Annotated in this window: 18 protein-coding genes; 3 read left to right on the top strand and 15 right to left on the bottom strand. The window is 46.0% G+C overall.

The window, feature by feature from the left end; all coding sequences use genetic code 11:
- Nucleotides 1-42: 42 nt before the first annotated feature.
- The 12 genes from ACHLI0_RS19895 to ACHLI0_RS19950 form a co-directional block, all read right to left on the bottom strand.
- Complete coding sequence (locus ACHLI0_RS19895; RefSeq protein ID WP_008759992.1) at nucleotides 43-969, bottom strand: diacylglycerol/lipid kinase family protein; 927 nt, start codon at nucleotides 967-969, stop codon at nucleotides 43-45.
- An 80-nt stretch (nucleotides 970-1,049) separates the two neighbouring features.
- Nucleotides 1,050-1,970, bottom strand: coding sequence for a tRNA (adenosine(37)-N6)-dimethylallyltransferase MiaA (gene miaA / locus ACHLI0_RS19900; RefSeq protein ID WP_490749898.1), 921 nt, complete (start codon nucleotides 1,968-1,970; stop codon nucleotides 1,050-1,052).
- A 139-nt stretch (nucleotides 1,971-2,109) separates the two neighbouring features.
- Complete coding sequence (locus ACHLI0_RS19905; RefSeq protein ID WP_490749899.1) at nucleotides 2,110-4,752, bottom strand: TonB-dependent receptor plug domain-containing protein; 2,643 nt, start codon at nucleotides 4,750-4,752, stop codon at nucleotides 2,110-2,112.
- 11 nt (nucleotides 4,753-4,763) lie between these two features.
- Nucleotides 4,764-5,969, bottom strand: a complete 1,206-nt coding sequence (locus ACHLI0_RS19910; RefSeq protein ID WP_490749900.1) for an ABC transporter permease — start codon at nucleotides 5,967-5,969, stop codon at nucleotides 4,764-4,766.
- Between the two features lie 45 nt (nucleotides 5,970-6,014).
- Nucleotides 6,015-6,659: an ATP-binding cassette domain-containing protein gene (locus tag ACHLI0_RS19915; protein WP_165938061.1), complete on the bottom strand. Its 645-nt coding sequence runs from the start codon at nucleotides 6,657-6,659 to the stop codon at nucleotides 6,015-6,017.
- A 16-nt stretch (nucleotides 6,660-6,675) separates the two neighbouring features.
- Nucleotides 6,676-8,223 carry a DUF4836 family protein gene (locus ACHLI0_RS19920; RefSeq protein ID WP_490749901.1) on the bottom strand — a complete coding sequence of 516 codons (1,548 nt, stop codon included), beginning with the start codon at nucleotides 8,221-8,223 and terminating at the stop codon, nucleotides 6,676-6,678.
- 21 nt (nucleotides 8,224-8,244) lie between these two features.
- On the bottom strand, nucleotides 8,245-8,943 hold the full coding sequence (locus tag ACHLI0_RS19925; protein WP_258972178.1) for a 16S rRNA (uracil(1498)-N(3))-methyltransferase: 699 nt from the start codon (nucleotides 8,941-8,943) through the stop codon (nucleotides 8,245-8,247).
- Between the two features lie 6 nt (nucleotides 8,944-8,949).
- Nucleotides 8,950-9,561, bottom strand: coding sequence for a bifunctional nuclease family protein (locus tag ACHLI0_RS19930; protein ID WP_234118236.1), 612 nt, complete (start codon nucleotides 9,559-9,561; stop codon nucleotides 8,950-8,952).
- Nucleotides 9,562-9,574: 13 nt separating this feature from the next.
- Entirely contained in the window at nucleotides 9,575-10,825 is a 1,251-nt protein-coding gene (locus tag ACHLI0_RS19935; RefSeq protein WP_055216905.1) for a nucleoside permease, read from the bottom strand.
- Between the two features lie 376 nt (nucleotides 10,826-11,201).
- A complete protein-coding gene (locus ACHLI0_RS19940; RefSeq protein ID WP_055216907.1) occupies nucleotides 11,202-12,380 on the bottom strand; it encodes a class I SAM-dependent rRNA methyltransferase in 1,179 nt (392 codons plus the stop codon).
- Nucleotides 12,381-12,434: 54 nt separating this feature from the next.
- Nucleotides 12,435-13,085 carry a 3'-5' exonuclease gene (locus tag ACHLI0_RS19945; protein WP_055216909.1) on the bottom strand — a complete coding sequence of 217 codons (651 nt, stop codon included), beginning with the start codon at nucleotides 13,083-13,085 and terminating at the stop codon, nucleotides 12,435-12,437.
- A gap of 6 nt (nucleotides 13,086-13,091) precedes the next feature.
- A complete protein-coding gene (locus ACHLI0_RS19950) occupies nucleotides 13,092-13,793 on the bottom strand; it encodes a DUF5063 domain-containing protein (protein WP_055216911.1) in 702 nt (233 codons plus the stop codon).
- 122 nt (nucleotides 13,794-13,915) lie between these two features.
- Between ACHLI0_RS19950 and ACHLI0_RS19955 the strand changes: the two genes are divergently transcribed.
- The 3 genes from ACHLI0_RS19955 to trxB are packed head-to-tail and all read left to right on the top strand — an operon-like array spanning nucleotide 13,916 to nucleotide 18,089.
- Entirely contained in the window at nucleotides 13,916-16,411 is a 2,496-nt protein-coding gene (locus ACHLI0_RS19955; protein ID WP_258972188.1) for an FtsK/SpoIIIE family DNA translocase, read from the top strand.
- 19 nt (nucleotides 16,412-16,430) lie between these two features.
- On the top strand, nucleotides 16,431-17,078 hold the full coding sequence (gene lolA1 / locus ACHLI0_RS19960) for an outer membrane lipoprotein periplasmic chaperone LolA1 (protein ID WP_490749902.1): 648 nt from the start codon (nucleotides 16,431-16,433) through the stop codon (nucleotides 17,076-17,078).
- A 60-nt stretch (nucleotides 17,079-17,138) separates the two neighbouring features.
- Complete coding sequence (trxB, locus tag ACHLI0_RS19965) at nucleotides 17,139-18,089, top strand: thioredoxin-disulfide reductase (protein ID WP_011109204.1); 951 nt, start codon at nucleotides 17,139-17,141, stop codon at nucleotides 18,087-18,089.
- A 113-nt stretch (nucleotides 18,090-18,202) separates the two neighbouring features.
- On the opposite strand, the gene ACHLI0_RS19970 is transcribed toward trxB, so the two are convergent.
- The 3 genes from ACHLI0_RS19970 to ACHLI0_RS19980 all read right to left on the bottom strand — a co-directional run bounded on the left by ACHLI0_RS19970 (nucleotide 18,203) and on the right by ACHLI0_RS19980 (nucleotide 23,798).
- Nucleotides 18,203-20,632, bottom strand: a complete 2,430-nt coding sequence (locus ACHLI0_RS19970) for a beta-N-acetylhexosaminidase (protein WP_490749903.1) — start codon at nucleotides 20,630-20,632, stop codon at nucleotides 18,203-18,205.
- Nucleotides 20,633-20,789: 157 nt separating this feature from the next.
- A complete protein-coding gene (locus ACHLI0_RS19975) occupies nucleotides 20,790-21,491 on the bottom strand; it encodes a Crp/Fnr family transcriptional regulator (protein ID WP_008760011.1) in 702 nt (233 codons plus the stop codon).
- 117 nt (nucleotides 21,492-21,608) lie between these two features.
- Nucleotides 21,609-23,798, bottom strand: a complete 2,190-nt coding sequence (locus ACHLI0_RS19980) for a glutamine synthetase III family protein (RefSeq protein WP_022471551.1) — start codon at nucleotides 23,796-23,798, stop codon at nucleotides 21,609-21,611.
- Between the last annotated feature and the right edge of the window lie 132 nt (nucleotides 23,799-23,930).

Below are 23,930 nucleotides of genomic sequence, written 5' to 3' on the forward strand. Positions count from 1 at the left end.
TGAGTGAGGGGCTGCTTTTCGTCAGAAGCCCGGTTCTATTGGCTAATTCGGAATGATTAAAGTAGTCTTTTCTGATAATACACCTATCTCCAACGGGAAATGTCTTGCCAGCAAACGACCGTCCAGATCGACGGAAGCATTTTGTGCGCGGAGCACTTTCACTTTTCTTGTCCGATAGCTTTTCACCATCTTATGGTTCAGGATTCTTCCCTGAATCAGCATCCACAATCCCGAAATGATTTGCAGGAATTCCGGACGGTAGATGACGGATACATCCAGCCAGCCGTTGTATGGTACGGCACTCGGAGTCTGTCCCCAGCCCCAGGCGCTTCCTACACATACGGTCATGATGCGCCCGCGGATGTGCTCGTCATTGATACGAAGGTGCATCCGGTATAGTTTGCGTTCGAATATCAGCGAGAAGAGGGCGGCAACGTACGACAGGAATTTCACCCCCCAGAAACGTTTGGTCTGGTCGGTGATTTTCACAATCCTTGCGCCTAGCCCGATGTTGACTGCATTGAGGAAATAACGGCGTTGGTGTTCCTTGCCGTCGTAGAAGTTGCAGAAGCCTACGTCTATTTTCTTGAGACGGTGGTTGATGATACAGTCTACGGCAGGTTTGTATTCGGTACTGAGTCCCCAGTATTTGGCAAAGTCATTTCCTATACCGTTCGGGATCATGCCAAGGGCGATGTTCTCCTTGTCTTCGGCATCAGAGAGCATGATACCGTTGATGGCATCGTTCAGCGCACCGTCGCCACCTACGATAACAATGGTACGATAGCCGTTGTTCGCCAGAATTTTGGCAAGACGTTCTACCGAACCGAAACCTTCGGATTGTACATAGTCATAGTTGACACCTTTGCTGTCCATGTACTCCTTGATTTCTTTCCATCGTTTCTGTACCTTTCGGGTACCTGCTTTGGGGTTGTAGATCACTCCCCATTTTCCAGGTTCTACACTCATAACCGTATTTCTATCCTAACTGTATTAACAATCGCATTCTTTATCTTTCACAGACCATTCGTAAATGACTGGCAAAGATACTAATTCCCTCGCAGTTTTTCTATCACAAAGGCTATCTTTTCTTCCATAGGCAGCTCTGCACTAACCCAGTGGATGGTAAATCCCCGACGTTCCATGCCGCGGAACCAAGTCATCTGACGTTTGGCGAACTGATGGATGGCCGTCTCCAGCTCAGTGAACATCTCTTCGTAAGTCAGTTTGCCTATGACGTATAACGTCAGGAATTTGTATTCCAGTCCGTAATAAATCAAGTCGTCCGGTGAAATACCTTGTTCTGTCAATCGCTTTACTTCGTCCACCATTCCTTCGTCCAACCGTTGTTTCAACCGTCGGGTAATCTTTTCGCGACGCAGTTCCCGATCGATATCTACTCCGATGATGAGGCTGTTCAATTTCGGAAACTCCCGTTCGGGAACCGGATGCACGGCATAATACTCCTCAATTTCTATCGCACGGATCGCACGTTTCACAGTATCCACATCCGTAGAGTTGTGCAATGTTTTATATTGCTTCAGGATTTCGGTCAGTTCTTCGAGAGAGTGATTAGCCAGACGGGCACGTAACTCCGGATTTTCCGGTACCGGCATCAGCTTATAGCCTTTCAGTACCGATTCCAGATACATACCTGTCCCTCCACATAAAACGGGCAGACAGCCTTTTTGTTTGATGGATTCGTAAGAAATCAGGAAATCCCGCTGATATTCGAAAACATTGTATTTATATCCGGGATCGGCGATATCAATCAAGTGATAAGGAATTGGATGTCCGTCGACTGTATAATCTGCCAAGTCCTTGCCCGTACCGAGGTCCATTCCCCGATAGATCTGACGAGAGTCGGCACTGATAATTTCTGTATTCAGTTCATGGGCTAATGCTGCAGCAAAAGGAGTTTTCCCTGAGGCTGTTGGCCCTAATATGGTGATTAAATCATAGTCCGGCATAGCTTTATTCTTTAATGACGGCAAAAATACAAAATAATTTTGACTCAATGGGTTGTTCGGATGTTTTTATCTGATTATTTAATAGGAAGCAGAACTCAAATTTGAACTACACAAAAGTTTGAAGAAGCATTGAGAAAAGCTACTTATTAATGGTCTGTAGGATGCGACATACCTTTCCATTCTTGTCCACGCCCTCGATAATGATATCTTCGGGAGCTGTGCTGTCTGGTGTATAGTATTCTATGGTCGCTTTGCCTTCGGCGTCTAACCGTAATTCCGGATTCCAGTAAACGGTACTCCGGAAGTCCGAACGCTGAGCGTTCTTTTTCTCGGGAGTATCATAGGTCGGGTGATAGAATTCTACGGACTCACTGTATCCCAGCGGCGTATAAGTGATAATTCCCTGCGCTGGTCTGGCCGGAAGATTTCTAGGGTCTTTCAGAGTGATGACAACGGCACCTCCGGAAGCACGGGGACCCAGTATGACGGCATCTGCTCCTCGAAGCAGGCTGATACTGGACATATCACTGACTTGAATATCCTTCAAAATATCGGAAGCATCTTCATACACAATATCATCGATAACAATGATTGCCGGTTCGGAATTGTTGCGGATATGTATCTCACTTCCGTTCGTGATTGTAACGCTGGGTAGTCTGCTGGCTGCATCAAAAGCTGTCTGACCGTATCCTTGCAGCCTGTCTTCTTCTACAGTATAGGTGTTGATACCTCCCGTATAGATACTTTTAGAACTTGGACGTTCCCGCTTCGCTGTAACTGTCACTTCTTTCAGATTGTACACACGCATTCCCCCTTCCATGTAATACTGGTCACGGGTATTCATCAGATAATCTTCCATAAAGGTAGCTGCTCCGTTAAAATAAGGGGCTTTATGTGTAGCGACCGGGTACTGGGGAGGGTCCATAAGAATATCTACACCGGCAAATCCTTTCTTGGTGCGTGCCTGAACAAGGAATGTCGTGCTGTCTCTGAATGAGGTATTGACGATGAACTGACCTTTTTCGTCTGTTTCGGTGGTGGCTATGATATTGTATTTGGGAGCCAGTACACAGATGGGACCTTTCTTTACGTTTGCTCCGAAGAAGCCCATGATTCGTCCGCTGATGGTTTGTCCTTTTTCTATATAATTTGTGAAATTCAGCGAAGGAGTGCGGAGAACATTTTCCATTTTATGCCTGCGCCAGCCATGTGTCATCATCAGATAGTCGATGGAACGGAGCGTCCGGGCGTCCTGATTCAGAAAATAGTATGCGGGGTCTTCCACATATCCTTTCAGATCCGAAGTCAGCAGGAGATTGGACAGGATATTGTCGGCGAGAGAGTCGGGCTGAATACTTTTCCGGTCGGTGATGCTGACAGAGAAGGTTCCTTCTACCGGGTTACCTTCGTTGTCTTTGGCAGCAATCTGCAAAGATACCTTCTCTCTTTTTCCATACGTCGGTTGGTCTGCAGTGATTTGCCATTGATTCGGCTTATGGTCCGGAACGAAAATCAACCGTTCGCTAAGTGCATTTCCTTGTTCATCAATCAGCATGAAGTGAGTGATCCCTTCCGTAAACAGGCTGTCATTCATCTTTCCGAAAGTTCTTTTCGGATTGATGGGTTGTAAAATGGCCAGTTTGCCACGGGTATGTGCAAGCAGGAATAGTTTCTGAGGCCATTCGGTCGCTTCTGTCTTTTGGATTTCGTAGCGAATCTCCTGTTTATAGTGCGACATGGCGATGGAGATTCCTTTCGGTTCTATGGCAGGAAGGTCAAATCGCTTGGTAATACTGTCATTGGTTCTTACCGTAACATAATAAGTCTCATTGTTGACGGGATTCATTGTAAAGATACCCATACCGTTGTGTTCCGACCGGAAATTGGTAAGCGTGTCTCCTTTGGAGTTGAACAAGAAACCTTCGACTTCTTTAGAAAAACCGTCTGCTCCCTGTGCTTTGAAAGCGACATTCTGATGGGGAATGCTGAGCAGGGCACCGCCTTCGGGGAAAAACTTCACATCGAAATCATTGGTAAATACAGGAAGATGGAAAGTCCGTTTGTAGATATATTGCGGATCGTCAAATTCTACTTCTATTCTGCGCGCTGCCGGAGATTTTAAATCGGGCAGGGAAATGGAAATCCAGCCGTTTTCGTCCGTCTTTTTTTTGCCTTTGTTTTTTATCTTACCATTCTCAAGGTACAGGTATTTGATCGTTGTATTTTCGAAAACAGCCTGTACGTTGCTTGTAAATTTGATTTTGGCAGTGTAATGTGTATCGTCTTCTTGCTGATACTCAATGCTCGAAACGATGGTATTGTCGATAGAGTTTCCTATCTTGATGTTGCGCGAAAAGAAAAAGTCGGGGTCTTCATTCAGCATCCAGTTGCTGTACCCCCGCAGGTAGTAATCGCCTGCCGGAAGGGTGGCAGGGAGGGTGAAGGCGTTGTGGAATCCGAGAGAATCTCTGCGGATTTTCTTTCGTTCCACAATGGAGTCGGAACGGTTGATCAGTTCCGTAATGATAAAATTACTTTGTGAGTTGTCCTGATGGGTGGTGGCGTTCACCAAATAGCCTTTGAACCATATCTTTTCTCCGGCTCCGTAGAAAGGCTTGTCCAGATGGAGGTACAACTTTTCTTTAGGAATTCTTTCCAACAGACTGAAGTTAGCGATAATCGTATCTTGCATGGTCTGTGCAGATAGCGATGAGAAATATAGAAGGACTCCCAAGAGTACTGTAATACTTCTCTTACTTTGAAGAGTAGTGGTGTTTTTCATATATTGTGTTTTTAATTTTTATGCATCCAGATAGAAAGAACTTTTCGCTTCACAGCCAGTATATTAATGACTGATACGATGAGGAATAAAAGAATACCCATACTGACAGCTGCCCATAACGAACCGGTTTCCAGTTGCGGGAAGAGGAGTCTGATGCTCTCTATGTAATAGCTGCGCAGCCAGCATACCAATCCGACAGATAAAATCAGTACGATGATGTTCAGTCCTACGGTCAGTATCTGATAAGGCAGCGCCACTCTGTTGGGGCTGTAGCCTATCAGAAGCAGGCTTTCGAGTTTGGTTGTATTCTTTTGGAGCAGTAAGAATATGCTGAGCATCAGGATATAGAATGACAGGATACTGATGAATAAACCTACTCCCAGCACAATGCCTACGATAAGGCGAAGGAAATAAGTAGTCTTTCCGGCATCCAGTTTTCCATCTTCCGTCTCGTAGCCTTTCTTTTGAAAGTAGTTGGCAATCGAAGAGTCGGCGGGATTGCTGACCTCGATGATCAGTCGGGCAGGTTGTGCCTCCGCGTCGGGGGCGAAGTTCTTGTTGGCCCAGTTCATGAAAGACTGCGGAACGAGAATCGTATTCAGACGGTTGGAAAAACCGACGATGTTTCCCTTGTATTGTTCTACCCGTCCGTTGCCCCGCATCATGATGTCCATCTGAATAAGTCCCATCAATCCTTCTGATAACTTAGGCAGACTGCGGCTTTGAGCAAAACCGAAGTTATACAGATTCAGATAATTGCGTGGGATGATGATGGGAATGGTATGTGTTTCTTCGTCGAAGTGCCATTTGTCGAGTTTGATATCTACAAATTCATCGGGAACTGACTCGAAGAACATATCCGTAGAGAGATGAATACCTGCTTCCTGCATTCCTAATCCTGCTGAAACTTTGAATTGAGAAGGGGTGAAAGCTCCTATTGTTTTGGTAAACGACTGTTTTTTCAGATCAGCGATGTCTTCGGGAGAGAACGTATTGCTTTTTCCGGCAAAAGACCCGAGCGCACTGATTTTCTTGGTTGCTATGATGAAGTCTTTTTTCATAAAGCTGTCTCCTTCGGTGAATACGGGGATGACATCTTTATAAAACTGTACGCTGAGCAATACAATCATCATGCCGAATAAGTTGGCTAAAAAGAAACCGGCTAACTGACCGATACTGATATGTTGGCGGAGAAGTTTCCAGACAAGGGTATTCATTATGTTGTATTTTTATATTTTTAGGCGTGGATGACGCTGATTCTGTTATAGTTGGAGCACCTTCTTGTATGGCAGTTCGATATGTTTGCCAATGGACGTGGCGATGACTCCGGCACCTTGTTTCCCGGCTTCGTCGATGATGATTTCTCCCATGATGCGGCTGTTTTCATCATCCAGATGGCTGATAGGTTCATCCAGAAACAGGAAGTCGAACGGCTGGCAGAATGCACGGATAAAAGCGACCCGTTGTTGTTGGCCGAAAGACAGTTTTCCGGCTTTCACGTTCAGTTTATCTGAGATACCCAGCTTTTCGAACAATGCAAGAATCTCTTTTTTCTTTTTGTGTCCGGTAAGGTTATTCTTCAGTTGTACGTTTTCTAGCGCTGTGAGTTCGGTGAAGATACGCAAGTCTTGAAAAAGCATACTCAGTGAATGCTTTCTCAGGTCTACCCATTGCTTCACGGAATATGCTTTGATATTGGTTTCATCGAAATTGATAATTCCTTGATAGTCGTTGCGATAGCCGTAAAGATAGCTGCACAACGATGATTTTCCGGTGCCTGAGGCGGCTTCTATCAGATACATTTCTCCTTTCCGGAAGATAAGGTCCTGATGCCATACGTCAGAGGTCACCGAATTACGGTCAGCAAACACTTGGGGAAGTGTTTGCTGTAAGTGAATACTATTCATGCCGTTCATTTACGAATTACATGCCGGCGAATTGCTTGGCAAAATCTACGATTTGTTTGAGGGCATTGACATCTTTGTCTTTCAGGCAAAGGTCTGTTTCGCTTGTTTCTCCTTCCGAACTTACGGATAAATAAGAAACTTTGGAAGCGAGATCAGAATAAGTCTTGAACTCCTTGCCTCCGAAACCTACCAGCATCTTTACGACCGGTAAATCCAGTATGGCTTCAGCATTGATGGCCATAAATACGGTCTTGCCTTTCATATCTGCTGCGTAAGGAGCGTCTTTGATCGATTTGTCAACCGCTTTGCCAATGCTCTTGTAGAGCAGTTCGTCATTGGTGGCGTACATCTGTTTATCCTTGATGCCGAAAAATATATTCATGCCTCTTGTTTTGTAGACATACTCGTCTTTGCCCAGTTCCATGATGTCTTCTCCTTTTCTCATGCCCAGTGCCTGTTTGTTCTTGTAAAGAGCTTCAAGAGCATTTCCATTCTTTACATCGGCATAAGCAAGGAAAGTAGGGGCGCTGTTCATGGTTACATTGATCAGTCCGGCAGAGATATCGCCGTTGAATGAGCTGAACAGTTCTTTTACTTCATCCGCTTTGGCGATAGACACGGTGCTGCGGAATTCTTTATTCTCACTCAGCAGATTGTAAAGTCCGTCTCCTTTTACGCCCATATTGATGAACATCAGCGTAGATGCCGGAAAGTATTTCACGAATATGCCGTTTGTCTTTCCGAATGATTCCATTTGTTTTTTCAGAAGCGCTTTGACGGCGTCGTTCTCCGTGTAGTTTTCTGTTTTAAGGGCGATCTTGCCTTTTTCGAAGTTCAGTTCACCTAGGATGGTAATGTCTTCCGGTTTGATTTCAGCGGGAAGTCCCATGCTAATCTGGCTTCTGTAAGTAGAAGGGATTGCTGACATGGAGGCGAAGAAGTTGATATCACTCTTTTGCTTGGCTATTTTCTGGAAAGCTCCGGATTTCGCAATGCTGTTGTCGGCCGTCTGTTTCATCAGTTTGGTGATGGCTTCTTTGGCTGCTTCTGTCTGAGAAGTTCTGCTGGCAGAGATAATGATTGCAGTGGTTTCATTGAAAGCAAGCAAGTTGCCGCTCAGGGTAGTAAAGCTATATCCGTCCGCTTCGCTGACCGGCTGGCAGATTTGTTCTTTTGCCATCACATCAAGGGAGGCGTGCAAGTCATCTTCATTGCTGACTTTGGCAACGAATGCACCACCGGAAATTTGCGGAGAGCTAAAGATATAGATCGGCGCTTCCGGATCCAGACCGGATGCTCCCGGGTTGTTGATCACCTTCTCCAACTGTTGGAAAGTGGCGGCATTCATCCCACTCTTCATTGCTTCCAGCAGTTTCTGTTTAGCAGCTTCATTCTCTTTGTCATTCATTCCGGCTTTGTTGGCCAGTGATTTCAAATCAATAGAGGCAACAGCCGTAGCGTCTGCCGGTATTACGTTCGTATATTCCGTTTGTTTGGAACATGCTGCCAGAAACACAATCAGTACTGCCAGTACCGAGAGCCGTGAGATCATTTTCTTTGCCATACTCATACTATTTAAAAGTTATTATTGATTCAATAAGTTCATTGTGTGGCAAGCCACGAGTGCCGCTGTCTCTGTCCGGAGCCGTGATTTGCCCAGGCTGATGGGAGTGAATCCGCGTTCGATGGCTTTCTTCACTTCCTCTTCGCTGAAGTCTCCTTCGGGACCGATCAGAACGAGAGCATCTTCTCCGGCTTTCAACACATTTTTCAGCTGAGGCTTTTCGCCTTCGTAACAGTGAGCAATAAATTTCTGTCCTTGAAACTCTTGTGTGATGAACTTGTCGAAGTCCGTCATTTCGTTGAGTTTCGGCAGGCGAGCCTTAAGAGATTGCTTGATGGCTGATATCAGAATCTTTTCGATCCGTTCGGCTTTAATCACCTTGCGTTCGGAAAAACGGCAGTTGAGAAAAGTCAGTTCGTCAAATCCGATTTCCGTAGCTTTCTCGGCAAACCATTCATTGCGGTCCATATTCTTGGTCGGCGCCATGGCAATGTGCAGATGACACGGCCAGAGCGGTTCCTGAAAGATTGTTTCTTTGATGGTTACAAGGCAACGCTTGTTGGTTGCAACCGTGATTTCTGCTTTATAGAAATGTCCCTTACCGTCCGTAAGAGTGATTTCGTCTCCGATACCCAACCGCAGGACGCGGGTACAGTGTTGTGCTTCCTCTTCTGGAAGTTCGTTGTTTTTCTGTATATCGGGAGTATAAAATACGTGCATAATTGGTTACTGGTTTTGATTTCTTGAATTGATCCGGTCGCGTATCTTGGCAGCCAGTTCGTAATTCTCGTCTTTGATTGCTTGCTCCAATGCTTCTTCGAGTGACATCGAAGTAACGTTGCGAGGCAGATCCCGTTTCTTTTCGTCTTCCGATTCTTCTTCATCGTTTTCGTCGTCAAACTCTTCCGGATGTCTTCTTTCCTCGTCCGATATCCGGAGGCATTCCTGTTCCAGAATGGATTCATAAATGAAGATCGGACATTCGGCACGGATCGCCAAAGCGACTGCATCCGAGGTACGTGTATCGATACGTATAATTTCTTCGTCTCTTTTAAGGTAAATGTAGGAGTAGAAAATACCGTCCTTTGCCTTGTAAATCAGTACGCGGAGCAAACTGGCTCCCAACACGCCGAGAATGGTCGTGATCAGGTCATGGGTCAGAGGGCGGGGAGTTTTGATCCCCTTCAGATACAGGGCGGTTGCCTGAGCTTCGGCGGGACCGATGATAATAGGCAGTTGCCGTTCACCGTCCACTTCACCCAACAGCATGGCAAAGGCGCCTACTTGCGCTTGGCTATTTGTGATATTTAAAACTTGTAATTCTACCTTTTTGTCCATTGTTCTTTTTTACTTAATTTACTTTACTCTCTCGTTGGTGTTTGTACTTGAATACCAGAGCAAACAGGATGCCGATTACCAGTGCATACGCCGCAAAGATAAACCAGATGTCCGGCCATTCACGGCTCACCAGTTTGCCATCAGCATATACTGAGAAGGCGTCTACGACAGCACCGCTGGCATATCCTCCGATGATGGCACCCAACCCGTTGGTCATCATAAAGAACAACCCCTGGGCACTGGCACGGATGGAGGAACTGGTTTCTTGTTCAACAAACAACGAACCTGAAATGTTGAAGAAGTCGAACGCCATACCGTACACGATCATGGAAAGAATCAGCATCCACAGACCGGAACCCGGATCTCCGAAGCCAAACAGTCCGAACCGGAATACCCAGGCGAACATACTGATTAGCATCACTTGCTTGATGCCGAAATGTCTCAGGAAGAATGGTATAGCGAGAATAAATAATGTTTCAGACATTTGTGAGATAGACAGCAGGATCACCGAATGTTTCACTCCGAAAGAATCTGCAAACTCCGGAATACTGGCGAAGCTGCCGAGGAAAAGGTCGCCATACGTGTTAGTGATCTGCAATGCTGCTCCTAAAAGCATGGAGAACAGGAAGAAAATAGCCATTTTCTTTCTTTTGAATAATACGAATGCATCCAGCCCGAAGGAAGAAAGCAATGTTTTCTTTTCTGTCTTGGCCGGTTTGCATGCCGGCAGGGTGAAAGAGTATAACCCCAGCAAGAGTGCGGATGCACCGCCTACATAAAGTTGTGCGCTGGAATTCTTGAATCCGGTAAGGTCTACGGCCCACATGGCACAGATGAAACCGATTGTTCCCCATACACGGATAGGAGGGAAGTCCTTGATCAGATCGCATTTATATTGTTCCAGTGCATTGTATGAAACGGTATTGGCCAGCGACAGGGTAGGCATATATACCAATAAATTGAGCAGCATTGCCCAATACATCTGGTTATAGCTCGTGGCAGTAGAGGCATAGAAAAGACAAGCTGCCCCTGCGATGTGGCAAAGTCCGTATAAACGTTCGGCATTGAACCATTTATCGGCGATAATACCAATGATGCCGGGCATGACTAAAGAGGCAATACCCATGGTGGCGAAGATGGCACCGATCTGCCCTCCTTCGAAGTGGAGTTCTCTGCCCATGTAACCCCCTAGTGAAATTAACCATGACCCCCATACAAAGAATTGCAGGAAGTTCATAATGATCAAACGAACTTTTATACTCATGACTTTTCTAATTTGTGTTTCTCTTTTTACGTTAATAATAGATGCAAATATAATATTTTCGTTGATTGGGTGGACAAGTTAATCGATAAAAAGGGGATAAAAAAGCCATAAATGCGAAGAATGGTGAAGAATTGCCGTTAAAAAGAGGGTGGATAGGTATATAAAAAAAAGAAGGCTATCTATCCCAGACAGCCAATCTTTATTAACCTTAAATCTAATACCATGAAAAACACAGTGCAAATATAAAGGGTTTTATGTTATAGAACATAATGTTTTGGCGAAAAACTTCTGTTTGTTAACTCTAATTAACTTTGAATCTATTATTTTTCTGTTATTCACCCTTGTTTATGTAAGTTCATGGCGTTTATGATATATATTACTCTACATAGAGTACCAGTCCTTTCAGATATTCTCCTTCGGGATGGTATATATTTACCGGATGGTCGGCAGGCTGGGTTAGTTGGTGCAGGATACGTACACTACGTCCTGACATGGCGGCAGCGGTAAACACAGCCGTGCGGAAATTATCCTTGGTTACCACCTGTGAGCAAGAGAAAGTAAACAGGATGCCGCCCGGTTTGATCTTTTCGAATGCTTTGGCATTCAGTTTCCGGTAACCTTGCAAGGCATTCCGCAAAGCATCCTTATGCTTGGCAAATGCAGGCGGGTCGAGGATTATCAAATCGTATTGGTCGCCCATGCGGTCAAGGTATTTGAAAGCATCTTCAGCGAAAGCCTCGTGACGCGCATCGCCGGGGAAATTTAGTTCTACGTTTTTGTTAGTCAGATCGATTGCTTTGGCAGAACTGTCAACAGAATGTACCAGCTTTGCGCCTCCACGCATAGCGTAGAAGGAGAAACCGCCGGTGTAACAGAACATATTCAGTACCGAACGGTCTTTAGAATAATGCTCCAGCAGTGAACGGTTTTCACGTTGGTCTACGAAGAAGCCTGTCTTTTGGCCTTTCAGCCAGTCTACATGGAACTTCAGGCCATATTCCCGTGCGATATTATCGCTGCTTCCTCCTTTAAGGAAACCGTTTTCGGGGAAAAGATCTGCCTTAAAAGGCAGTGTAGTCTCCGATTTATAATAGATATTTTCGATCTTGTCACCCATGACTTCCGACAGGGCCTCGGCGATAGTCATGCGGTCTACATGCATTCCTGCGGAGTGCGCCTGCATGACGGCAGTCCGGGCGTAAATGTCAATGACCAGCCCGGGCAGATTGTCTCCCTCACCGTGTACAAGACGATAGGTGTCATTGGTGGGATTGAGTGCAATACCGATTCCACAACGCATATCATAGGCGATTTGCAGTTTACGTTTCCAGAAATCGTGGTCGATGGGTTCCTGTCGGAAAGAAAGCACACGTACGGCGATACTTCCGATCTGGAAATGTCCTTCGGCTATAAATTCCTTCTTCGAAGTGTATACTTCTACAACTTCACCTTCTTCGGGTTCTCCATCGAAACGGGCGATTGCTCCGGAGAAAATCCAAGGGTGAAATCTTTTTAAAGACTCTTCTTTGCCGGGTTTGAGGTATACTTTATGCATGTTGTTTAAAATGCTATTTTATCAGTTATTAATTAGTCTTTTATCGGTTATTTGTCAGCGATTGGCGGGAGCACTTGCGTCAACCTCCTCTTCTACAGGGAGGCTTTCGACCTCGTAGTTGCCGGTTCGTTTCAGTTCCTGCAACAGGTTGTAGATGTTGAGGCAAGCCCAAGCATCGGTGGCGGCATATTGTTTCTGTCCGTCGCTCAGTACGTCCGCTTCCCAGTTGGACAGCCGTTGTGATTTGGAAATCTTTTCTTTGAACAGGATGGCATAAATCTTTTGCAGGCTTTTGTCCTGTATGCCGAACTGGCGTACATAGTCTTGCAGTTCGATGCAACTCTGCTGGGTGAAAGGTGCACGTTTGTGCAGCATCATAAAGTCGTCTTTGAGCGACAGTCCTACTTTGATGACAGCCGGGTTTTCCAGCAGGTCGACCAAAGGTTGGGTAAGTCCCGTCATGTTGAGGCGGAACAGGAAACAGCATTCGTCCGAAGAAATCTGCAAGAGTGCTACTTTATGACTTTGTCCTTTGGTGAAGGATGGGCGCGTTTCGCTGTCGATACCCAGTATCGGCTGGGATTGCAGGTAAGCTACCGCTTTTTCTGTTTCCGCTTCTGACTGGATCACATGGATTCGTCCCGGAAATACAGTTTTCGGGAGTTCCTTTAGTTCGTCTTTATTTATACTTCTTCTTACTATCATTTTCGTTTATTCGTCATTACGACAATGGCATCCGTCCTCGTGACAGTGGCATTCGTCGTCGTGGCAGTGACAACCGTCTTTGTGATCGTGATCATCGTCGTCATGACAATGGCATCCGTCTTCTTCACAACAATAGTCGTCATCGCTTAGTTCGTTATTCTCTTCTTCGTTGTCCTCTTCGTCATTCTCATTCTGCTGGTTGTATTTCACATCGTGAAGGGCACGCAGCGTGTTTACCAACTTCTGTCCCCACAACAGGCCGAAGTTTTCCTGACAGATGGCCAGCGAGTCGTTCATGGTTTCGTTCAGTCCCAGCTGGAAGACGAAAATAAAATCTTTGATATCCTGATAGATATCTGCCAAATCTTCCGAGATGGACTTCTTAATAGGCTGGTCACTGTACACCATATCCTGTACGAAAACGTCCAGATAATCATCCTTTTCACCCATCAGCCCTGCCAGATTGATACGCAGAATCTCGTAAATTTCCTCCGTCACATACGTTTCGGGTGCCTCGTCTCCGATTGTTTCACACTTCGGAAGCAAGGATGCTTTGAGATAGAGCAGGGGAAGTATTTTTAAGGACGTGTCGACAAAAGCTTTGCGCTTCATGTGTTCGGCACGTTCGAGGAATGCGCAAAATTCGGCGGCTACCGTTACGAACTCAATCACATTCTTTTCAAATATCGTTTGGCTTTCTTTTTCCATAATCAGATTGATTTGAATCGCAAAGGTAAGAAAAAGGATTGAATGAGAGTACTGCTCGTTATTTTTTTATTATTTTTGCGGCTTATAATACGGATTCCAATTTATTTAAAGAATAAAGACTCATGGCAAAAAAGAAAATAGATAAAGAGGCTGAACGCACTCCGTCTTCTCCTGGAAGGATTGTATCAATTTTTAAGAATGAAACCGTTCATTTTGTGATCGGATTGATGCTGGTAATCTTTTCTGTTTATCTTTTGTTGGCTTTTTCTTCCTTCTTCTTTACGGGGGCAGCCGACCAAAGTATTATCGACAGTGGCAACTCGGCAGACCTTGCGGCGGTCAATAATAATGTAAAAAACTATGCCGGATCTCGCGGAGCGCAGCTGGCTAGTTATCTGATAAATGACTGTTTTGGAATATCTTCTTTCTTTATCCTTGTCTTTTTGGCGGTGGCAGGATTGAAGCTGATGCGGGTGCGCATTGTCCGTCTGTGGAAATGGTTTATCGGTTGTACTTTATTATTAGTGTGGTTCTCCGTATTCTTCGGCTTCGCTTTGATGGATCATTATCAGGATTCTTTCATTTATCTGGGAGGTATGCACGGTTACAATGTAAGCCGCTGGCTGGTTTCGCAGGTGGGAGTTCCCGGAGTATGGATGATCCTGCTGATAACGGCTGTCTGTTTCTTTATCTATATAAGTGCACGGACAGTAATCTGGTTGCGCAAACTTTTTGCTCTGAGTTTCCTCAAACGTCAGAAGAAAGAAGAGGAAAAGGAGACTGCGGCAGAAGGAACACAGGAGTTCACGACCTCGCAACCGCAGGAAGTGGAGTTCAATCTGAAACGTACTTATAAGCAAACACCTCCTCCTGCTCCCGTGATGGATATACAGGCAGAAGAACCGAAAGAAGAATCTCCGGTCAACGCACCGGAACCGGACGACGAACTTCCTTCTGCTGATGAGGCGGAAGGGGTGACTATGGTCTTTGAACCGACCGTTAGTGATGTGGTTCCTCCAATTGCTCAGGATGAATTGCCGGGTGAGGATGAACCCGGATTTCAGGTAGAGACAGCTGCGTCGGAAGAAGAATATCAGGGTCCGGAGCAAGAACCTTATAATCCGATGAAGGATCTGGAAAATTACCGTTTCCCGACAATCGACTTGATGAAGCATTTTGAGAATGACGATCCGACGATCGACATGGACGAGCAGAATGCGAATAAAGACCGTATCATTAATACATTGCGCAGCTTTGGCATTGAAATCAGTACGATCAAAGCTACGGTAGGTCCTACGGTGACTCTTTATGAAATCACCCCTGAACAGGGTGTGCGTATCTCGAAGATTCGGGGCCTGGAGGATGATATCGCCCTGAGTTTGTCGGCTGATGGTATCCGTATTATTGCTCCGATACCGGGTAAGGGAACCATCGGTATCGAAGTTCCGAACAAGAATCCTAAGATTGTATCCGGTCAGAGCGTGATTGGAAGCAAGAAGTTCCAGGAGTCCAAATTTGACTTGCCGATTGTACTGGGTAAGACGATCACGAACGAAGTGTTTATGTTCGACCTTTGCAAGATGCCGCACGTGTTGGTGGCAGGTGCTACCGGTCAGGGTAAGTCTGTCGGCTTGAATGCAATCATTACCTCCTTATTATATAAGAAGCATCCGGCTGAACTGAAATTTGTGCTGGTCGACCCGAAGAAGGTGGAGTTCAGCATTTACTCCGTCATTGAAAACCATTTTTTGGCCAAACTTCCCGATGGAGGCGAACCGATTATTACGGACGTGACCAAGGTAGTGCAAACGCTGAATTCTGTTTGTGTGGAAATGGATACGCGCTATGACCTCTTGAAGATGGCTCATGTACGTAATGTCAAGGAGTATAATGAGAAGTTTATCAACCGCCGCCTCAATCCGGAGAAAGGACATAAGTTTATGCCGTATATTGTGGTGGTGATCGATGAGTTCGGAGATTTGATCATGACTGCCGGTAAGGAAGTGGAACTTCCGATTGCCCGTATTGCGCAGTTGGCACGTGCGGTCGGTATTCATATGATCATCGCTACGCAGCGTCCGACAACGAATATCATTACAGGTACGATCAAGGCGAACTTCCCGGCACGTATTGCGTTCCGTGTATCCGCCATGATGGACTCCCGTACGATTCTTGACCGTCCGGGGGCAAACCGCCTGATTGGTAAGGGGGATATGCTCTTCCTGCAAGGTGCTGATCCGGTACGTGTGCAGTGTGCCTTTATCGATACACCGGAAGTGGAGGAGATCACGAAGTTTATTGCCCGTCAGCAGAGTTATCCTACTCCGTTCTTCCTGCCCGAGTATGTGAGCGAAGACAGCGGCAGTGAAGTGGGAGACATTGATATGGGACGTCTCGACCCGTTGTTTGAGGATGCGGCACGCTTGGTGGTCATCCATCAGCAAGGTTCCACTTCGTTAATTCAACGTAAATTTGCTATCGGTTACAATCGCGCCGGACGTATCATGGACCAGCTTGAAAAGGCGGGAATCGTCGGACCTACACAGGGAAGCAAGGCTCGTGACGTACTCTGTGTCGACGATAATGATCTTGAAATGCGTTTGAACAATTTACAATAACAGATCGTTTATTAATCAAATGAAGAAATACATTTTTAGTGTTTTAATAGCTTTACTGTCACTGCCTGTGATTGCTCAACAACAGCAGTCGCAGGCTAAAGCTGTTCTGGAGAAGACAGCCGAAGCGTTTAAGAAGGCAGGTGGTGTGAGGGCCGATTTTACCTTGAAGGCTGTCAATGACGGTCGTTTGGAAGGACGGGAGAATGGTATCATTCAGTTGAAGGGCGAGAAGTTTATGCTGAAGACTTCCGAGACCACCACTTGGTTTGACGGGAAAACACAGTGGAGCTACATGGTGAGAAATGATGAAGTGAATGTCAGCAATCCCACTCAGGAAGAGTTGCAGCAGATCAATCCGTATACCTTTCTTTATATGTATCAGAAAGGGTTTTCTTATAAATTGGGAACTGTGAAGACATATCAGGGTAAAGCTGTTTGGGAAGTGATTCTGACTGCTAATGATAAAAAGCAAGAGTTGGAAAGCATTACGCTTTATGTGACGAAGAGTACGTATGAACCGGTTTACATTCAGCTTCAGCAACGTGGTCAGAAAACGCATAATGAGATTACCGTGACAGCTTATCAGACCGGACTGGATTATGCGGATCATGTTTTCACTTTCGACCGGAAGGCATACCCCACTGCGGAAGTGATAGACTTACGATAGAATGTTCTTTTGAGTAAGAGATGAGATAGTTGGAATATAAAACAATAATATAACAATAAAATGGCAGAAATAGAAAAAGTAAAATGCCTGATTATAGGCTCAGGGCCTGCCGGATATACGGCAGCGATCTATGCAGGACGTGCTAACCTTTGTCCGGTGCTTTATGAAGGATTGCAGCCCGGCGGTCAGTTGACGACTACTACGGATGTGGAGAACTTCCCCGGTTATCCGGAAGGAATCAGTGGTCCGCAGTTGATGGAAGATTTACGCGCGCAAGCCAGCCGTTTCGGAACGGATGTTCGTTTTGGTATTGCGACAGCGGCAGATTTGAGCAAAGCTCCTTATCAAATAACGATTGACGGCGATAAGGTGATTGAAACGGAAGCATTGATCATTTCTACCGGTGCTACGGCCAAATACCTGGGACTGGAAGACGAAAAGAAATACGCCGGAATGGGAGTCAGCGCTTGTGCTACTTGTGACGGTTTCTTCTACCGGAAGAAGGTCGTTGCAGTGGTGGGCGGTGGAGATACAGCCTGTGAGGAAGCGATCTATCTGGCTGGTCTGGCATCCAAAGTATATCTGGTGGTTCGCAAACCTTACCTGCGTGCATCGAAGATTATGCAGGAACGTGTGCAGAAGCACGAGAAGATTGAAGTGCTTTTCGAACACAATGTAGTCGGCCTGTTTGGCGATAACGGTGTAGAAGGCATGAATGTTGTGAAGCGTTGGGGTGAATCGGACGAAGAACGTTACAGTCTGCCTATCGACGGTTTCTTCCTAGCTATCGGTCACAAACCGAATTCGGATATTTTCAAGGAGTATATCGACACTGACGAAGTGGGTTACATTATTACAGATGGTGACAGCCCCCGTACGAAAGTTCCCGGAGTATTCGCAGCGGGAGATGTGGCTGATCCGCATTACCGTCAGGCTATTACAGCAGCGGGAAGTGGCTGTAAGGCTGCTATCGAGGCGGAACGTTATCTTTCTGCAAAGGGAATTATTTAAAGATGAAGCAAGGCGGAATGCTTTGCATGGAATAAATAAGAACTGAATCAATAAAAAACGGTGGATATGAGCAACAAGCTGAATGTCCACCGTTTTTTGTTATGTCACAGGCATTAATATGCCTCGATTTCGTCTATCCACAATTCGGCAGGAATGACTTCCGGACCGTTGTTCTTTTCGAAATTGACGCCATTACGCAAGGTACCGCCATTCTTGATTTTTACTTTCAGGAAAGTGGCTTGTGTCGGTTCAAATTCGATTGAGTCGGTGAATGCGATTCTTCCCGTTTCCGGACAATCATGCTTCAAGGCCTTTTCGGCTATCTGAGTATATTGCTGACCGTCAGCAGATACTTCTACGGCAACTCCTCCGGCGGGGAGCATTCTCATGGCAGGATTGAACAAGGAGCCGAAGACCACTTTTCTTACTTCCGTCGGTTTGTCCAGATGGACGATGAATTCCAGGTCTTTACCTTCTACGATTGCGAAACTGGACCACGGGGTGTAAGAAGCATTGTTACCTCTTTTTCCATTCGTCAGACCGAAAGTTGTTTTGTCAGCTCCCAGTACATCATTGTCCCCGAAAATATCCCCTGTCCATCCCATTGTATAATTAACGGTAAATGGTTTTCCCGCCAGCAGATTGCCATACAATGGCTTGTTGGTGACTTTGCCCAGCATCTTGCCATCTTTGAAGGCAGCAGCTTTCAGGTCGATGTTTCCTTCAAGCACGAAAGGCTGTTCATACAGCGTAGAACCGTAAGTCGGTTCGCTGCCGTCTGTGGTGTATCTGATTTCCGCATTCGGGTAGAATGTTTCCAGCAGTACCATTAACGGACCGTTTTCATCCGCATGCGTATTGATGTTTACGTCGAAGAAGTTGAGGCAGGGTTTGGTATCCATGACTTCCAGACGTTCAAATTCGGTAACCATGCGTTCGCAGAAACTCTTCCAGTTTTTGTTGGCATCCAGTGTCCATCCCGTTTCCGCGATAGCCATCGCACGTGGGAAGGCCTGATAATCTACCCGGTCGGAAGTTTTCATATACTCTCTCCAGAGGTTGCCTTGCATACCGATGATATGTTTCTTCACCAGTTCGTCGGCATTATCCGGAACAGGATTGTAGCTATAAGTCTTCTTCAGCGTTGTGTATCCGCCGATGGTAGTCGGGGCGATTTCCGGATCTTCCTGATAGAAGTCCAGATAAGCATAAGGCATGGGAGCCATGATTGCGTTGTGGCCTGCTTTGGCCGCATTCAATCCGCCTTCAACGCCACGCCATGACAAGACAGTGGCGTTTGGAGCTAGGCCACCTTCCAAAATCTCGTCCCAGCCGATGATATTGCGTCCTTTACCGTTCAGGTATTTTTCCATGCGGGTAACGAAGTAACTTTGCAGTTTATCTTCCTTGCTGTGCTTCACTCCGTCCACTTTGCTGGGAGTCGCGTCATCTTTCAAGCCTAACTGACGAATCAACTGCTGGCAGAAAGTACTGTTCTTCCAGGCTGTTTTGGGGCATTCGTCTCCTCCGATATGAATGTACTCGCTGGGAAATAACTCGACTACCTCGTCCATGACTCCTTCAAAGAACTTGAAAGTGGTCTCGCTCGGACAGAATACCTGTTCGAATACGCCCCATGTAGGTGATACTTTATATGTCTGTGTAGAATCACAAGACAATTCGGGGTATGCAGCCAGAGCCGCCAATGCATGCCCCGGCATTTCTATTTCGGGGATTACATTGATATATTTGCTTGCAGCATAAGCTACCACCTCTTTTATCTGTTCCTGTGTGTAATATCCTCCGTGTTCTATTCCGTCGAATACTTGCGGATAGTTCACATAATAATAGTCTACCAGCGTTTTTTCGCGTTTGGAACCTATCTCTGTCAGTTTCGGATATTTCTTGATTTCGATTCTCCATCCCTGATCGTCCGTCAGATGCCAGTGGAAAACGTTCATCTTGTTCATTGCCAGCAGGTCGATAAACTTGTAGATATACTCTATCGGTGCGTAATGACGGCAAACGTCCAACATCAGTCCGCGATGTACAAAGCGGGGAGCGTCTTCGATCTCTACAGCCGGAACAGACCAGTCGGCTTTCTTCTTCAGTTCTTTTCCGTAAACAGCGGGAGGAAGAAGTTGATAAATAGTCTGTACACCATAGAAAAATCCGTTCGGCTGAGAAGCTGTAACTGTAATAAGGGTAGGGGTGACAGACAGTTTGTAGCCTTCTTTAGGCATACCTTCTTGTAGTACGAAACTGATAGCAGGCTTTCCGTCTACGCTTTCGGCTTCTTTCAGAGAGATTCCGGCAGTCTGTTTCAGTTGTTCGGCAAAGCCGTCGGCTACCTTTTTAACTTCCGGAGCATCGGACGGAACTACCAGCCGGACTTTGTTACTCAGTTCGAAGCGGCCTTCTTTGGGAACAAGCTGGTTGGGTTGCGGAACGATGTTGTACTCGTTCGTCACTTCTTTTGGCTTCTGACAACTGGGGGTAATCATAAGTAAGGACAAAAGAAGAAGGGAAATACTTTTCTTCATGGTCTGAAATTGTGTTAAGTTATTAATATATTGACAGGACAAATGTACTTGTTTAATTGATAAGTTCCAATAGTATAGAAATAAAAAAGCCGATGTGACGAACATCGGCTTCCAGTTAAAGTTTCAGATCACTTTTTATGATCGTATAAGGTCTGTATTATCCTATCTTGCTTATTTTCTTGAGTTTTTCTTCTTCAATGATTTTGATCTTTCTTCCGTCGATGGTGATCAGGCGTTCCGTAGCGAACTGTGATAAGGTACGGATGGCGTTCGAGGTGGTCATGTTCGACAGATTTGCCAGGTCTTCACGGGAAAGATAAATACTCAATGTCGACCCGTCTTCTTCCAGACCGTAGCTTTCTTTGAGGAAAATTAGCGATTCTGCCAGACGTCCGCGGATATGTTTCTGTGTCAGGCTGACGGTACGTTCGTCGGAAATGCCGAGATCGATAGAAAGCTGGCGGATGAAGAACATGGCTAAATCATTGTTTTGAGCAATAAGCGTGGTAATGGCAGTCATGGGGATGAGACAGATAACAGAAGGTTCAAAAGCAGCGGCAGCAGTTACGAAGTCTTCCTTTGCGAAGTATGCACGGTACGCAAAGTATTCCCGCTGTTTAATCATGCGGATAATCTGACTTCTACCTCCTACACCATCTTTGAAGATTTTGACTTTGCCGGTAATGAGGCACATCAAATGAGAGGGAGTCTCCCCTTCGCAGTAGATGGTTTCGTTTTTTTTGTAGGTCTGTATTGTATAATTGTTCATCAGAAACTCCCTTTGTTCGTTATTCAAAGGAGCTAACAAATCGGATAATGGTTCCGAAATATCGATGTCTGACATGTTCATTTTTACCATGGGTGCTACAAAACTGTGTTATACAGCACAAAAGTAGAAAGAAAAAATGAGAAAATGAACGAATCTATAAAAAGATTGCACAAAAGCAGGTTCTTTCGTGCAATCTTCAGGAGCTTTTTATTTGGTGAACAAGAGTTCCCTGTACTTGGGTAGCGGCCATATTTCGTCGTCTACCTCCATCTCCAGATGATCGATATGATCGCGGATTTTATCAAGATAAGGACGTACTTTTTCTTCGTATTCGAATGCTCTCTCTTTGTAGTTGTCTTTGTGATTGGCAACTTTTCGGGCTTCGGTCATTTCGCGTACCAATACTTTGATGGAAGTCACCCGGTGTGAGATTTCGCGAATCAGCTCTTTGCGGTCGGCGCTCAATACTTCGTATTCTTCGGGAGAGAAGATTTCTTTCATTTTGCAAAGATTCTCCAATAGCCGGTTCTGGTAGGTGACAGCCGTCGGCACGATGTGGTTGATGGCAAGGTCGCCCAATACGCGTCCCTCGATCTGTACCTTCATGGTGTATTTTTCCAGTTCTACTTCGAGACGGCTGTTCAGTTCGGTTTCGTTGAAGATGCGCTCACCGATCAGTACCGATTTCGACTGGTTGTCTACGTAGTGCATCAGTGCTTCCGGCACGTGGCAGATGTTGGTCAGTCCGCGGCGGGCAGCTTCCTGTCTCCATTCTTCTGAGTAACCGTCGCCTTCAAAGCGGATGGCTTCGGAAGCGATGATGGTTTCTTTCAGCAGGCGGAAGATAGCTTCGTCTTTGCCCACTCCTTCTTCCATCAGTTTCTCCACAGATGCGCGGAATTCGTTCAACTGGTTGGCCATGGCGGCGTTGATGGCGATCATGGCGGCGGCACAGTTGGAAGAAGAACCGGCGGCACGGAACTCAAAGCGGTTTCCGGTGAAGGCGAAAGGAGAAGTACGGTTGCGGTCGGTGGTATCGAGCAAGATTTCCGGGATACGTCCGATTCCCAGTTTCAGCGTAGTCTTTTCTTCCGGTGTCATCTTTTCGTTTCCTACTTGGCGTACGATTTCGTCGAGGGTTGCCGAGAGTTGTGAACCGAGGAAGCAGGAGAGGATGGCGGGAGGAGCTTCATTCGCTCCCAGACGGTAGCTGTTGCTGGCACTCATGATGGAGGCACGCAGCAGGTCCTGGTTCTTGTATACCATCATCAGTACGTTTACCAGGAAAGTAAGGAACAGCATATTGCCTTTCGGATTCTTTCCGGGGGCAAACAGGTTGATGCCGGTGTCGGTGCAGAGCGACCAGTTATTATGTTTGCCGGAGCCGTTTACGCTGCTATATGGTTTTTCGTGCAGCAATACATTGAAGTGATGCTTGCGTGCGATACGCTTCATCAGGTCCATGACAAGCTGGTTGTGGTCGTTTGCCAGGTTGCAGTTTTCGAAGATGGGAGCCAGCTCGAACTGGTTGGGAGCTACTTCGTTGTGACGGGTCTTGGCAGGGATGCCCAGTTTGTGACATTCGATTTCGAGTTCCTTCATAAATGCGGTGACACGTGGAGGAATGGAGCCGAAATAGTGATCTTCCAGCTGTTGGTCTTTGGCGGAAGAGTGTCCCATCAAGGTACGTCCTGTCAGACAAAGGTCGGGACGTGCATTATATAAGGAGGAGTCTACAAGGAAATATTCCTGTTCCCATCCTAAGTTGGTAAAGACGCGTGTTACGTTCTTGTCGAATAGCTGGCAAACATCCGTGGCAGCCTTGTCTACGGCGGCAAGTGCTTTCAGAAGCGGAGTCTTGTAATCCAGCGCTTCGCCTGTGTAAGAGATAAAAATCGTAGGGATACAGAGCGTGGTATCTACTACGAATGCCGGAGAAGAAACGTCCCATGCGGTATATCCGCGAGCTTCGAATGTATTACGGATACCGCCATTGGGGAAAGAAGAAGCGTCCGGTTCTTGCTGAATCAGCAGTTTTCCGGAGAATCGTTCAATGACTCCGCCGTCTTCGCCGAATTCGATAAAGCCGTCATGCTTTTCGGCGGTTCCGTCTGTCAGAGGCTGAAACCAGTGTGTGTAGTGGGTGACGTTGAGCGACTTGGCCCAGCTCTTCATGCCGTTGGCAATCAGGTCGGCTATTTCACGGCTGATCGGTGTACCTTTTTCGATTGCATCGGTAACAGCCTTATAGGCTTCCTTCGGAAGATACTCCTGCATCTTCTTGCGGTCGAATACGTGGCTACCATAATAATCAGAGAGTTTGTTGGAAGGGGCAGTAACTTCCAGCGGCTTCCGGTTGGAAAGTTCTTGTAAGGCGTAAAATCTCATTTTTGACATAAATCGTCTTCTTTTTATCGGTTGATGGTGCAAAATTATATGTTTTTTCTGAAAGTACCCCTATTTAAAAGGGGGTATTTTCAGAAAATGATATATTTTTCTGAGGAACACCCCCTCTTTAAAGGATTGATT

It is taken from the genome of Bacteroides sp. RCH18, from assembly GCF_058231005.1.